General features: G+C 45.2%; 2 protein-coding genes. Both read left to right on the top strand.

Annotation, left to right across the window (positions count from 1 at the left end; genetic code table 11):
* Positions 1-17: 17 nt before the first annotated feature.
* The gene (locus tag N3I35_12825) at positions 18-10,079 is read left to right on the top strand and encodes an SDR family NAD(P)-dependent oxidoreductase (protein ID MCX8130967.1); all 10,062 of its coding nucleotides are present in this window, start codon (positions 18-20) and stop codon (positions 10,077-10,079) included.
* A gap of 50 nt (positions 10,080-10,129) precedes the next feature.
* Positions 10,130-16,162, top strand: coding sequence for an amino acid adenylation domain-containing protein (locus N3I35_12820; protein ID MCX8130966.1), 6,033 nt, complete (start codon positions 10,130-10,132; stop codon positions 16,160-16,162).
* Positions 16,163-16,210: the final 48 nt, after the last annotated feature.

Genomic DNA, 16,210 nt, shown 5'->3' with positions numbered 1-16,210 from the left:
TGATACAGGACAGCAAGGTGTCCATAGTGTTGACCCAGGAAGGGCTGAAGGACAAGATACATCTGCCGGCTGCGGGACTCAGGAGGGTTAGCCTGGACAGTGAATGGAAAAAGATAGAGAATGGGGCCAAAGGGATAAAACATCTTGCAAGGGAGGTATGTCCCGGCCACCTGGCCTACGTCATATATACATCCGGAAGCACCGGAAAACCTAAAGGGGTTATGGTACTTCACAAAGGCTTGACAAACTTTCTGATATCCATGGGCAATACACCGGGACTGGTGTCACAGGATGCATTGCTTGCCATAACAACTTACTGCTTTGATATTGCAGGGCTGGAATTGTACCTGCCTTTGATAAAAGGTGCAAAAGTATATGTTTGTAATGCTGAAAAGATTAAGGATGCAGAGAAGCTTAAACAGGAAATCAAAAGACTTAGGCCAACAATAATGCAGGCAACGCCTGCTGCATGGACGATGCTTTTCAGAGCAGGCTGGAAAAATGAAGAGGGTATCAAAATTCTTTGTGGTGGGGAAGCACTTCCTGAAGCACTGAAGCATCAATTCCTTCAGAACAACTGTGACGTGTGGAACATGTTCGGACCGACAGAAACAACCATCTGGTCTACAGTCCAGCATATAAGGAAAACCGAGCCGGTCACTATAGGCAAGCCTATAGCAAATACTAAAGTTTATATACTTGACAGCCACCTGAATCCGATGCCCATAGGCATGCCGGGTGAACTTCACATTGCAGGTGACGGGCTGGCCAGAGGGTACCTGAATCAACCGGGGCTGACCGTAGAGAAATTTATAGACAATCCCTTTGAACCGGGAACAAAAATGTATAAGACAGGTGATCTGGCCCGCTGGCTCTCTGATGGAAATATTGAATTTCTTGGCAGGCTGGATTATCAGGTAAAAATCCGCGGACACCGTATTGAACTGGGGGAGATTGAAGACCAGCTTCTTTCTCATCCGGATATTGAAAACTGTGCCGTAGTTGTCAGAAATCAGGAGGACACCAAGCAGCTTATAGCATACTATGTTTTAAAAAACAGGAAATCGGAAATGGCGGACAGCGTCAGCAGCCGTACTGGACCAAACCGGCTGCGCGGCTTTCTGGAAGCCCGGCTGCCGGAATATATGATGCCCGCGTTGTTTATACCGTTGGACAAGATACCTTTAACACCAAACGGAAAAATTGACCGGAAAGAACTGATGAACCGTAAGATAGAACTGGCAAGGAATCATAAGGTAAGCGCGCCACAATCGGAAGTAGAAAAAAGTGTGTTGAAAATATGGAAAGATGTTTTGAAAGTTGAAAATATAAGTACGGAAGACGGTTTCTTTGATATAGGAGGGGACTCTGTTCTTGCGGTCACAGTAGTTCAGAGGATAAAGACGGAGCTGGACGTTGATCTTGCGGTGACCATGCTGTTTAAATACTCCAATATAAAAGAGCTCAGTGCTTATATAGCAGAGAAGAAGGGGAATGACAACAGTTTGAAATGGGAACAAAAAGAAATAACTGCGCAATTGGATATCAGAATCAAAGAAAGCAGGAAACAGAGTGATACAGGGGATTATCCCCAATATCTTGAGGATAGTGTGGCAATAATCGGAATATCATGCCAGTTCCCGGGTGCGAAAAACCATTTTGAATTCTGGGAAAATCTGCACAATGGCTCAGAAAGCGTCAGGCTGCTGTCAGAAGAGGAACTTGCTGAAACCGGGCTATCTAAAGAAATAATCAATAATTCCAATTATGTTCCTGTGCAATCGACAATTGAAGGGAAAGAATTATTTGATTCAGGCTTTTTTAATATTTCCCACAAGGATGCAGAGTTTATGGATCCACAGTTGAGACTTTTGCTGGTGCATTCATGGAAAGCTGTTGAGGATGCCGGTTATACTCCGAAGCAGATCCCTGAAACAGGTGTTTTCATGTCTGCAAGCAGCAGTTTTTATCAGGCTGCCCTGCGTGGAACAAAAACAGATGATGTACTGAAGAATTCGGATGAGTATGTATCGTGGCTTTTAGCCCAGGGTGGTACTATACCGACAATGGTTTCATATAAATTGGGATTGAAGGGGCCCAGCTTTTTTATCCATTCCAATTGTTCTTCATCTTTGGTAGGGCTTCATTCGGCTTATAAGAGTCTGAAATCCGGAGAATCGAAATATGCACTGGTAGGAGGTGCAACCATATTTCCTTCAGCCAATCTGGGATATATGCACCAGAACGGTTTGAATTTTTCCAGCGACGGACATGTCAAAACCTTTGATGCTTCAGCGGATGGAATGATAAGCGGTGAAGGAGTTGCCGTCATCATGCTGAAAAATGCCCTGGATGCCATAAGGGATGGTGATAATATCTATGCTGTACTAAGGGGAATAGGGATAAACAATGACGGGGCTGACAAGGTTGGATATTATGCTCCAAGTGTCAAAGGACAGGCTGATGTCATCCAGAAGGTGCTGAATACCACGGATATCAATCCGGAGACCATCAGCTATGTGGAAGCCCACGGAACCGGGACAAAGCTAGGAGATCCTGTTGAATTTGCTGCGCTTAGGGATGTTTACATGCAATATACTGAAAAGCGCCAGTACTGTGGGATAGGGTCGGTAAAAACAAATATAGGACATCTTGATACGGCTGCAGGGCTGGCAGGCTGCATCAAGGTCGCATTGAGCCTGTATAATAGTGAAATACCCCCATCAATAAACTATAACGAGCCGAACCCCAATATAGATCAGAAGGAATCCCCGTTTTATGTTGTGGATAAGCTGAAGAAATGGGAAACCTCTTTGCTGCCACGCAGAGCGGCATTAAGTTCCTTTGGAATCGGGGGAACCAATGCCCATGCAATTTTTGAGGAATATATCAGAGCAGGGAATCATGAGTATATTGATGAAGCAGCTTCCGGTAAAGGATATGTGATTCCTCTGGCCGCAAAGAACAGAGACCGCCTGAATGAATACGCAAGGATACTCTGTGAATTTTTAAAGGCTCCAGGGAAAAAACAACTGAATCCGGCGGAAGTTTCATACACTCTTCAGGTGGGGCGGCAGGCCATGGAAAGCAGGGCAGTCTTTTTAGTAAATTCTCTTGAGGAGCTGATACAAAAGCTGGAGAAGTTCTTGCTGGGAAAGGAAGATATCGAAGGGTGCTTTACAGGGGACTCGAAGGTATCAAACCAGACAGTACAACTATTCCGTAATGATGAGGATTGCAGGGATGTAGTTGAAAAATGGATGTCAAAAGGAGAGCTTGAGAAGCTTGCGGATATTTGGACAAAAGGGCTGCAAATCGACTGGAGTTTAATGTATTCAGGGAAAAAACCGCTTAAAATCAGTCTGCCCACATATCCCTTTGCCGGGGAACGCTTCTGGGCTCCCGATATTAATGCAAAAAAAACTGCCGGAACTTTTACCGGTATTGACAAGGCAGCTTTGATTCATCCGCTGCTGCACCGGAATACATCTGATTTTTCCGAGTATAGGTTCAGTACAAATATTACGGGACAAGAATTTTTTATTGCCGAGCACCTTGTAAAGGACCAGGCGGTATTGCCGGGCGTAACTTATCTGGAAATGGCGAGAGAGGCAGTAAGCCGTTTTGCAGGAATTCTTGCCGGACAACAGGCAGGTATTCGCATAAAGAATGTAGTATGGGTCAGACCTATTATTGCCGGTGCACAGGAAATACAGGTACATATTGGCCTGATGCCGCAGGAAGACGGAGAGATTTTCTATAAAGTATACAGCAATCCGCATGGAGATGAGATGGGAGAAGTACTGCACAGCCAGGGGATTGCAGAGTTTTATCCCATGTCAGATATGCCGGTACTGGATATTGAGGAGTTACTGGCGGGATGCAGCCAGGATGGCTTTGATACGGAAAAGTTTTATGAATCCATAAGGCAGATGGGCATTGACTATGGGCCGTGTTATCAGGGACTGCAAACCGTATATTTGGGACAGGATTATGTATTGGCCAGGCTCAGCTTGCCTGAATCGGCATCCGAAACCTGGGGGGATTATGTATTGCACCCCAGTCTTATGGATTCTGCTATACAGGCTGCGGTGGGTCTGCAAAAAGGCTCAGCGGATTTTATGTCTTCCGGACGTGAAGCGTCTGCCAAGGTGACTTTGCCTTTTGCCCTGGAGGATGTGGAAGTATATAAAGGCTGTACAAAGTCAATGTGGGCCTTCATACGCAATAGTGGGGGAAGCAGCGGAGATGGCGGAATCAGAAAGCAGGATATTGATATATGTGATGACAGCGGAAATGTATGTGTCAGGGTGATTGGTTTTTCATCGCGGGCGCTTGAGGGGGGTGAACAGCCTGGAAACATGTCAGGAACAGCTTCTGCAAAAGATGCTGCAAAGCCTTATGCAGGAACTGTCATGCTGACTCCGGTATGGGACACCTGTGTTGTCAAAAAGGGGCGGCTTTGCCCAAGGACGGAAGAGCATGTTGTGATTGTCGGAGGAACAGGTGGAGATATTACCGGAATTAAGCAGCTTTATCCCGATGCTAGTGTATTGGACATCAGTAACGATGAGTCTATCGACAGCTTTGTAAGGAAATTTGAAGCTGAGGGGTCGATCGGACATATTGTCTGGATAGTACCACGCCGCCTGAAAGGGCTTATGGATGATGTACGGATAACAGAGCAGGATGGAGGGGTTTTATGCTGTTTCAGGATGATAAAAGCACTGCTCCGGTTGGGATATGGAAGCAAACCTCTGGGATGGACAATAATTACAACTCTTGCACAGCCTGTATTTGAAGCAGAAACAATAAATCCGGCACACTCGGCTGTTTATGGTCTTGCAGGAACACTGGCCGGAGAATACAGGAACTGGAATATACGGTTGATTGATATGGATACGGATTCCCAGTGGCCGTTACAGGAAATATTTACTATCCCCTTTGACACACCCGGAAAGACCCTGGCATACAGGAAGGGGGAATGGCATGAGCAAAAGCTCGTATCTTTGCAGCAGCCTCCGGTGAAGAAGACTTTGTATACAACAGAAGGGGTGTATGTGGTAATCGGAGGAGCCGGCGGCATAGGAGAGGCATGGAGCGAATATATGATCCGTACCTACAGAGCAAAAATCATATGGATTGGCCGTAGGGAAATAGATGAAAGTATCCGGGCAAAACTGGACAGGCTGGCAGCTTTGGGATCGGCTCCCCAATACATTGCGGCGGATGCAAGAGACATCAAAGCTCTGCAGCGGGCCTATAGAGAGATTAAAAAGCAGCATGCGAAAATAAACGGAGTAATACACTCTGCCATCGTATTGAAGGACCAGAGCCTTGCAAACATGGAAGAGGAAATATTCCGGGATGTACTTGCCGCAAAGATAGATATATGTGTACGTACAGCTCAGGTTTTTAAAAACGAAGCCCTGGATTTTGCGTTATTCTTTTCCTCAGTTAATTCATTTGTTAAGTCTCCGGGACAGAGCAACTACAATTCCGGCTGTGCATACAAAGATGCATTTGCGCGCCAGCTTTCCAATGAGTGGACATGCCGTGTGAAGGTAATAAACTGGGGATTCTGGGGAAATGAGGGGGTAGTTGCCTCGAAGGAATACAAGGATAGAATGTCGGAAGCCGGCATTGATTCCATTAAAGCCCCGGAGGCGATGGAAGTTCTGGAAACTCTACTGGCGGGACCCGTAAACCAGATCGCGTTTTTAAAAATTACAAAGGCCCTTGGTGTGAAGGGGGTGGACTCCGGTGAAGTAATAAAGGTATATCCTGAAGTTGTAGAGTCAAGAATTAATTGCATATACAACCTCGTTTCGGCTTCTGAAGAGCAGGAGGGAGGTATTGGACTCACCCCTGCGGATAGTAAACATGATGACAATGAAATGACTGAAAGTATAAAGGATTCCCTGGTAAAAACCGCAGCCGAAATTCTTATGGTCAGCTCCGGTGATGTTGATATGGATGTGGATCTCAAGGAATATGGCTTTGATCACGTGAAACTGGAGGAATTTGTTGAGACACTGAACCAAAGGCTTAGTACGGGAATATCCCTCCAGGTACTTTTTGAGCACTCAACCTTGGGCAGTCTTGCAGCATACCTGAAGGAGAAAACCGGGGGTATGCCTGCGGACAGACTCCTGCAGTATGACTCAGGTACTGATGCAATAGCTGGTTCTGATATCACGGATATGTTTTCTGAACTGATGTATAAAGGCAAGGAAATGGAAGAAATGCTTTGCAGATTGTTGTGGAGCCAGCTACAGTCCTTAGGCCTCTTCCGGGAAAAGGAGTTTTTACTAAAAGGGCTCGGCTTTAAAAACGGGTTAGATGATATGTATGAAAGATGGCTCATGGAAAGCCTACAGGTTCTTTCAAGGAATGGTTATCTCATATGTGATGGAGAAAAATTCTCTGTAACTGACATGGCCCCAGCCAATATGGATGAAGCGTGGGCGGAGTGGAACGGCAGGAAGGAGGCCTGGATTAAGGATCCGGATATGAAAGCCCAGGTTATCCTGGCAGAGGCGACAATGCGAGTATTGCCGGAAATACTGACAGGAAAGAAAAAGGCAACCGATGTTATGTTTCCAAACTCCTCTATGGAATTAGTGGAGGGTGTATATAAAAGCAATGCAATTGTGGATTTTTTCAATGGAGCTGTTGCCGGTATTCTAGAAATATACATAAAAGAAAGGATCAAGGCTGATGCCCGCGCCAGGGTACGGATTATAGAAATAGGAGCAGGTACGGGCTCTACCAGTGTTAAGGTGTTTGAAAAGCTCAAGCCTTATGCCGGACATATTGAGGAATACTGTTATACAGATATATCGAAGGCCTTTCTGATACATGCAGAAAAAGAGTATGGCAGCGCGAATCCCTACCTCACCTATAAGCTTCTTAATGCAGAAATGCCTATAGACGGGCAGGGTATTGATGCCGGAGGGTATGATGTTTTAATTGCGACAAATATCCTGCACGCCACAAAAAACATACGGCATACTTTACGGAACATAAAAGCCGTATTAAGGAAAAACGGATTATTTATACTGAATGAAATAATAAGAAACAACCTTTTTTCCCATCTGACCTTTGGACTTCTGGAAGGTTGGTGGCTTTATGAAGATTCACGGCTGCGCATTCCGGGCTGTCCTTTACTGACACCCGAGACTTTCAAAGAGACATTGGAAACCGAAGGCTTCAGGAGAGTATGCTTCGCTTTCGAGGATGCATGTGAGATGGGGCAGCAGATTATTATTTCCGAGAGCAACGGGATTATACGGCAAAAACAGGGAGGAGGGCAGGCTGTGGAAACTGAACGGATTACTACTGATGCAGAAGATAGGAAAAACCATGCTGTAGTGGAAAAACAACAGAATAGTTTGAATGCTGTAAAAAATAAATCAAATACAGTCATGCAAGTGCCCGGTATAAGCGACCAAGTGATAGAAGAGCATGTGCTTATGGTAATAAGGGAGAGTGTAGCTGAGGCTGTAAAAATGGAAGAACATAAAATACAGGATGAAAGCAGCTTCTCTGAGTACGGTGTGGACTCCATAATAGCAGTTAACCTTGTGAATATGCTCAATAGGAAGCTGAACCTGACACTACAAACAACGGTGCTCTTTGATTACAACAATGTAAAACAACTGGCCGGTTATATTGCAAGAGAGAACAAAAGCGCCCTGTCAGCCATTCTGAAGGTAAGCACGCCGTCAGGTAAAGGTCTTGGGCCTTCAGGGGAAAACCCGGCGCTTGAAAACCCTAAGAAATCCATATCTATACCCGGTGAGTGGAGAAGGAAGCAGCCGGATGAACGGAAAACAAGCGCTTACAGTGCCCCTCACATAGAAAAAGTATCAGGCAGGGTGGCGAAACAGGATGGAATTGCAGTAGTCGGTATGAGCGGCCGTTTTGCAAAATCCAGGACAGTCTATGAATTGTGGGAGCATCTTGCAAAAGGTACTGATTTGATGGGAAAAGCATCCCGCTGGAATATACGGGAATATTTCAAGGGTAAGGAAGGTATATGCGAACATGGCAGCTTCCTCGAGGATATCGACCTTTTTGATCCGCTCTTTTTCAATATATCAGAGCTTGAAGCAACCTATATGGACCCCAGGCAGAGGCTTTTCCTGGAAGAATCATGGAAGGCTCTGGAAGATGCCGGTTATACAGGAGCGGTGGACGAAGGACTGCAGTGCGGCGTATATGCAGGTTGTGGACGTGGAGACTACGACCAGTTGTTTGGAGACAATCCTCCGCCTCAATCCTTCTGGGGAAACGACAGCTCGGTTATTCCTGCACGTGTTGCGTATTACCTGAATCTGAAAGGCCCGGCGGTATCCATAGATACAGCTTGTTCCAGTTCGCTGGTTGCAATTCATATTGCCTGCCAGGCATTAAGGGCTAATGAAATAAATATGGCCGTAGCCGGTGGAGTTTATATGAATTGTACTCCCGGTATATATCTGGTAGGAAACCGTGCAGGTATGCTTTCACCCACAGGATGCTGCTACGCATTTGATGACCGGGCAGACGGTTTTGTTCCCGGGGAGGGTGTCGGAGCTTTGGTATTGAAGAGACTTGAAGATGCTGTTAATGACGGTGACCATATTTACGGGGTCATACGCGGAACCGGAATAAACCAGGATGGCAGGACCAATGGTATTACTGCACCAAGCGCTGTCTCCCAGGAACGTTTGATACGCCATGTATACGATACGTTCAATATAGATCCGGAGCACATCCAGATGGTGGAAGCACACGGAACTGGCACCAAACTTGGTGATCCTATTGAATATGATGCAATAACACGTGCTTTCAGAACATATACTGATAAAAGTCAGTTTTGCGCCATAGGATCAATAAAGACAAACCTAGGGCATGCCGCCCATGCAGCAGGGGTAATCGGAGTTATTAAAATACTTTTGTCATTGAAAAATAAGCAGATTCCACCTTCTCTCCACTTTGAGAGCGGAAATGCGAATATCCGGTTTGATGATAGCCCGTTCTTTGTGAATACGGAGCTCAAGGATTGGATTGTCAGGCCGGGTTCAAAGCGTTGTGCTGCGGTAAGCTCCTTCGGATTCAGTGGAACAAATGCCCATGTTGTTATTGAAGAGGCTCCTGTACTGGACAGAGTGCATAGTGAAAAGCCGGGATACCTTATGGTACTGTCTGCAAGAACCCACGAACAACTAAAGCAACGTGCCGTGCAGTTGATTCAGTTCTGTGAGCATGAGGAGCAGGTGGATCCGGGTAATTTGAGTTTTACACTACTGGTGGGACGGAAGCATCACAATCATCGGTTGGCGTGTGTTGTCAGAAATATGGATGAGTTTATAATGCTTTTGCAAAAGTGGCTGGAAAAGAAAAACTTACCACAGGTTTATTCTTGCGAAATTGTTGAGCACAGCCGCAGGGAGCAGCCTATTTTAAGGCGTATGGGTAATCAGTGCATCAGGGAATGTGCTGACGGTACTGATACTAGCGACTTTATTGAACAGTTGTCAGCTATTGCCGAACTGTATGTTCAGGGCTATGCTCTGGAGTTTGAACAGATGTTCCCAAAGAATCAATATGTAAGAATTCCGCTGCCAGAGTATCCGTTCTCCTATAAAAAATACTGGGTTCCTGAGAAGAATAGGCCAAAAACTGTAGGCTTGCCGGCAAATAGGGATTTGCCAGAGAGTTACATTGAAAGAAGGGCAGTAAATACTACTGGAGACATTGTAAACAAGAATCAGGATGAAAGCAGCAATACAGCAGATAGTTATACAGCACCGCTCAACATGCTGGAAAAAAGAATTTCGGATATATGGAAGGAAGTACTCGGCATGGAGCATGTAGGCATTTATGATGATTTCAATGATATGGGCGGGGATTCGATTATGGCAACCCAAATTATTTCAAGGCTGGAAAAGAGCTTCCCCTTCGAAATCAACCTAAAAAACATATTTGGCGCTTCAACTGTGTCCAGTATGGCTGAAATTGTGGAAGAAGTGCTGATTGATAAGATAGAAGAGCTTCCAGAGGATATGCTGGAACAGTTGAGTCTATTGTAAAAAAGAAATCTGGTTAAGGAATATGAAAATACAAAATAGGGGGATTAAATATGTCTAAAGATGAGATACTTCAAGAACGTAAGGCCAGGCTATCTGCAGAAAAGCTGGCCCTGCTCGAAAAACTGAAGGGTTTTAAATCGGATACTGCCGCTACGGCTATACAGCCACGCCCGGGAAATGAACCTGTTCCGTTATCTTATGCACAGCAGAGACTGTGGTTTTTAGACCAACTGGTACCTAATAATCCTGCTTATAACGCGATTGTGGAATTTTGCATGTCCGGTGAAGTAGATACTGTAATACTTGAGAAATGCATCAATGAAATAATAAGCCGGCATGAAGCACTGCGTACTACTTTTAAGAGCATAAACGGGCAGGCATACCAGGAAATCTCACCAAAGCTTGAGTTGAAACTGCCTGTAGCAGACTTAAGAGAATATAGTGACAGCGAAATGGAAAAGCAGATGCAGAAGCTGAAAACAGTAGAAGGAAGACATGTTTTTGACTTGACCAAGGGGCCTCTCATACGTACTTTGTTATGCCGCTTAGACGAAAACAGGCATATACTGCTTGTGAATATCCATCACATAGTAGTTGACGGATGGTCAATTGGACTATTATTGAAAGAACTGATGACCCTGTATATGGCATTCTCGGCAGGAAAGCCTTCGCCGCTTCCGGCACTACCTATACAGTATTCCGACTTTTCCGTATGGCAGCGTAAATGGCTGCAAGGGGAGATTATCCAATCACAGCTTTCTTATTGGAAAGAAAAACTCGGCAAGGAGAGAAGTGCACTGGAATTGCCGGCTGACCGTGTAAGGCCGCCTATTCAATCCTTCAGGGGCGGGAACATAAAGTTCCGGATTCCGCCTTCAGTTACAAAACGCATTAAGGAACTGTGCGAACAGGAAAATGCAACACTTTTCATGATACTGATCACTGCATTGAAGGTATTGCTTTACAGATATACGAACCAGGAAGTCATTATGGTAGGAACACCGATAGCCAACCGCAACAGGGTTGAGGTAGAAAATCTTATCGGATTTTTTGTTAACACTATAGTGCTGAAAACCGATCTCTCCGGTAATCCGAGCTTTAGAGAATTATTGGGGAGGGTTCGTGAAGAAGCCAATGATGCGTACAAGCACCAGGACCTGCCCTTTGAAGTACTTGTGGATGAACTGCAGCCCGAACGCAATCTGAGCCAGAATCCGCTATTCCAGGTGTGTTTTGTCCTGCAGAATATTCCCATGCCTAAAAGAACAGAGGTTTCCGAATTGAAATTGTCTGTAGATGCAATAAATGAGGTACGCAACGATACCTCCAAGTTTGATCTGTGGATTGAGGTCATAGATAAAGTTGATTATCTTGATGCGGATGTGGAGTATAATTCGGATATTTTCAACGAGTCTACTGTTGCTAGAATTTTAGAAAGTTACAAAATCCTCCTGCAGGGGATAGCTTCCAATCCGGAGAAGGGGATAGCTTATCTTCCCGTAATGTCCGAAGAAGAAAAACAAAAGCTGCTGTATGAATGGAACGATACTGCAGTTGTATACCCGCAAGGGGATATGTGTCTCCATGAAATCATCGAGCGTCAGGTTGATAGGACTCCGGATGCACCTGCAGTCCTCTTCCAGGATAATAAGCTTACTTACAAGGAACTTGACCGGAAAGCAAATCAAATGGCAAGCTATCTGATTAAAAAGGGAGTGGGACCGGAGACCTTGGTGGGAATATGTATGGAGCGTTCCCTTGAACTTATTGTCAGCCTGTTGGGAATCTTAAAGGCCGGGGGAGCGTATGTTCCGCTGGATCCTTCATATCCGGCCGAGCGTCTGGCTTTTATGCTGGAAGACTCAAAGCCTCCATTAATACTGACCCAGCTGAAGCTAGCAAATACTATTTCTGCAAACAACTCTGAAGTTGTATGTATAGATGCGGATATGGAAGTATTAAGCTGTGAGAGCCAGGACGGCAGTGGCTGCAGGACGGCAAGTGGTAATCTTGCTTATATGATTTATACGTCAGGGTCTACGGGCAAGCCCAAGGGCGCTATGAATACCCATAAAGGAATAGTAAACAGACTTTTGTGGATGCAGGAGGAATATGGGCTGAATGAGACAGACCGTGTCCTTCAGAAAACCCCTTTCAGTTTTGACGTATCAGTCTGGGAATTCTTCTGGCCGTTAATAACGGGAGCTTGTATGGTGCTGGCTAAGCCTGAAGGCCATAAGGACCCTTCGTACCTTTCACGACTCATACAAAAAGAAGGAATTACAACAATCCATTTTGTTCCCTCCATGCTCCAGGTTTTTCTTGAAGAAGAGGGGATTGAAAACTGTGATACGTTAAAGCGTGTTATCAGCAGTGGCGAGGCATTGTCGTTCTCCACCCAGGAGCTCTTCCACAAACGCCTAAAGGCCGGCTTGCATAATTTGTACGGACCTACTGAAGCTGCAGTAGATGTTACCTATTGGGCGTGCCGCAGGGGAAGCGAACAGCGCATGGTACCCATAGGTCGTCCTGTTGCCAATACGCAGATTTATATTCTGGATAAGAATCTGAATCCCGTACCGACAGGTGTTCCCGGCGAATTACATATAGGCGGGATTCAGGTCGCCCGCGGATATCATAACCGCCCTGAACTGACTGAAGAAAAATTCATACCCGATCCTTTCAGTGGAGAAGAGGGAGCACGCCTTTATAAGACCGGTGACTTGGCCCGTTATTTGCCCGACGGTAATATAGAGTACGTTGGAAGGATAGATTTTCAGGTTAAAATCAGAGGTATACGTATAGAACTTGGGGAGATTGAAGCTGTCCTGGAGGAGCATCCCGGTGTGCAAAAAGCTGCCGTTGTTGTCCAGGAATATGAGCATATGCCTGACCACAAGCAACTAGTAGCTTATGTAATTTCCGATCTGCAGGAGAGGGCAGAGGAGAAAGGCCTGCCTGCAGAAAACCTGCATGATTCACAGGTATCCGAGTGGGAAACGGTATTTGACAAGGCATACAAAACCAATACTGAAAATATTGAGGCGGACTTTAATATTTCAAGCTGGAACAGCAGCTATACGGGTCTCCCGCTGCTTGCAGAGGAAATGCGTGAGTGGGTGGATGCTATAGTTGGACGCATTCTGGCATTAAAACCGGAGAAGGTATTGGAAATAGGCTGTGGTACGGGGCTGCTATTGTCCAGGATTGCCCCCCGGTGTGATAAGTATTGGGGAAGCGACATCTCGTCAATGGTTCTTGATTATGTCAGAAATAACCTGATTGAAAAGAGAAAGGATTTGTCGCATGTAAAGCTGCTGAGAAAAAATGCAGATGATTTCAGTGTATTTGATGATGAAGGGTTCAATGTAGTTGTACTCAACTCCGTTGTACAGTACTTCCCTGATGTGAACTACTTCCTGAGTGTGCTGAAGAAGGCTGTACAGATGGTTAACCATAATGGCGGAGGGGCTGTGTTTTTAGGTGATATACGCAACTTTTCCCTGCTGGAAACCTTCCATACTGATATAGAGCTTGAAAAGGCGCTGTCCTCTCTTACTATAGAACAACTAAAACAGCGGGTTTCAAAACGCATAAGGCAGGAGCAGGAGCTGCTGATTGATCCCGAGTTTTTTCTGGCACTTAAAGAACAACTGTCTGAAATATCCCATGTGGAGGTTCAATTGAAAAGAGGCAAATACCATAATGAACTGACCCGGTACAGGTATGACGTCATTCTTCATGTCGGAGGAAGTCCTGCAGCAGAGAGGGAAGCCATAAATTTTGACTGGCACAAGGAGGATATGAATATTGACAGGCTTGAAGAAATATTAAAAAATGATCCTCCCGAACTACTGCATATTACAAACATACCCAATGCAAGGAACCAATCCGTAAACAGAAAATTATCCATACTGAAAAAACTTGAGCCTGGAGAGAACGTGGAAAAGATAAGACATATATGCAGCCTGCAGGACCAGGACGAAGGTGTGGACCCTGAGACAATATGGGGTTTGTGCGACAGGCTGGATTATGGCGCTGATATTGTCTGGTGCAGTGGAGCGGCTGACGGAAGTTATGAAATTACTTTAAAGCATAAATCGGTTTTACAGCAGAATCCTGCGGTAATTGCCCAAAGCGGACTGAAAAAGAACTATCATAGACTGGACAGTTATGCAAACAATCCTTTGCTGGATAGAATTGCAAACAGACTGGTACCGGAGCTTCGCGGGTATCTGAAGGAAAAGCTGCCTGACCATATGATACCGTCAAGCTTTGTAGTAATAAAAGAGATGCCGGTAAATTCAAACGGTAAACTTGACAGAAAAGCATTGCCGGCTCCGGTTGTGGAGTTGCCGGATTCAGGAGAGAACATTATGGCGCCTGTTACTCCGGCAGAAAAGATTCTGGCTGAGGTTTGGGCTGAGGTTTTAGGTTTGGAGCGTGTTGGAACCAATAATAACTTTTTCAGTCTGGGAGGGGACTCCATCCACAGTATCAGGGTGGTAGCCAGGGCAAAGCAGAAAGGAGTCGAGATAACACCGCAGCATATGTTTAAGTACCAGACTATATCTGAACTAGCTGCTGCTTTGGAATCGGAAACCTGCACAGGTGAATTGCAAGTGCAGGATGATTTCTCCGGATTTGATTACTCAGAGAGGGACAGGAAAAAGATTAAAGAAATATTAAGCAGTGGTGATATTGAGGATGTATACCCGTTGGCTCCATTTCAGGAGCATATGCTGAACCGCTATCTCTCATCACCTGAAACAGGGCTGTTCCTTGTTCAGAACATGATGATAGTGCCTTTTTCAGGAGGATGGGATATAGATTTTTACGAAAATGTGTGGCAGGCATTGGTAGACAGGCATGAGGCGCTAAGAACCTCTTTTGTCTGGGAGGAGCTTGACAAACCGCTTCAGTTGGTACATAAAAACGTGAAGATATCACTTGCATATGAGGATTGGCGTGAGATATCCGAAGAAATGAGAGATGCGAGGCTGGAGGAGTTTTTAAAAGACGACCGTACAAGGGGAATCGAGCTCGGCAAACCAAGGGGAATACGTGTATTTATCGGACAGATGCAGGACTGCAGCCTGCTCCTCTTCAGTTTCAGCTACATGTGCCTTGATGGGTGGAGCTTTAATACAATCTTTGATGAGTTTGACAAAATATTAAATGCCTTCCTAAAAGGTCAGACCGTTAATTTGAAACAAATTAGAAAATATAAGGATTGTGTCGCTATAATACAAAAAGAAGACCTTTCACAGATAAGAGCTTTTTGGGAAAACAAGCTCAGGGATTTTGACCGGCCTACTCCTCTTGCCAGCGGTATTCCGGGAAACAAGCCTGATAATGAAAGCGGATTTGCCCGTCAGTGCATAAAAATGTCCAGGGAAACCTCGGATAAGCTCAGACAGCTGGCCAGAGAGTACCGTTTGACACTTGGTACACTGGTACAAGGCACATGGTCATTGATTCAAAGCTATTATTCACGGAGGAATGATATTGTCTACGGAATTATCATAAACGGCCGCCCTGTAGCACTGAAGGGTGTTGAAGATATGGTAGGGCCTTTCCTTAACATCATTCCGCTGCGTGTCAGGATATCCAGCAGTGATTTGCTGCTGGAATGGCTTAAAAACCTGATGGCACAGATAGTTGAACTCAGCAGATATCAGAATACTCCGCTGAGAAGGCTCCAGGAGTGGAACCTGATACCGGCTGACAGGCCCTTTGCCCAGAATTATCTTGTGTTCCAGAACGCGACAGTAGAAGAACTAAATGCAAAAACGCCAAACCACTTCTTTGTATCCAAAATGGGATTTCCTTTGAGAGTGGATCTTTATCCGGAGAGTGAGCTGGCTTTGCACATGTCTTACTACAGGAATGTTTTCAATGATGAGTCGATTTCCTGTCTGATAAGGAATTTCCAACAGGTATTGGAAGATATTCTGGTTAATCCGGTACAAAAGCGCATATCTGATATTTGCGATTTGATTGAAATGCCCCCAAAGGATTCAATCAGAAATCCCCGAGTCTTCTATGAAGGAAAACTGCGTATTGACGATATCAAGGGGTGATATAAATCAATACGTGTACGTTCTGCTGCATTATAGAGACATAAATAT

The organism is Clostridia bacterium, assembly GCA_026414765.1.
Lineage (GTDB): Bacteria > Bacillota > Clostridia > Acetivibrionales > DSM-27016 > SKW86.
The sequence above is the reverse complement of the archived record's forward strand: the minus strand, read 5'-3'. Positions and strand labels throughout refer to the sequence as shown.

Coding starts and splice junctions, on each gene's coding strand:
- N3I35_12820 (MCX8130966.1), top strand. CDS start 10,130: ATGTCTAAAGATGAGATACTTCAAGAACGTAAGGCCAGGCTATCTGCA.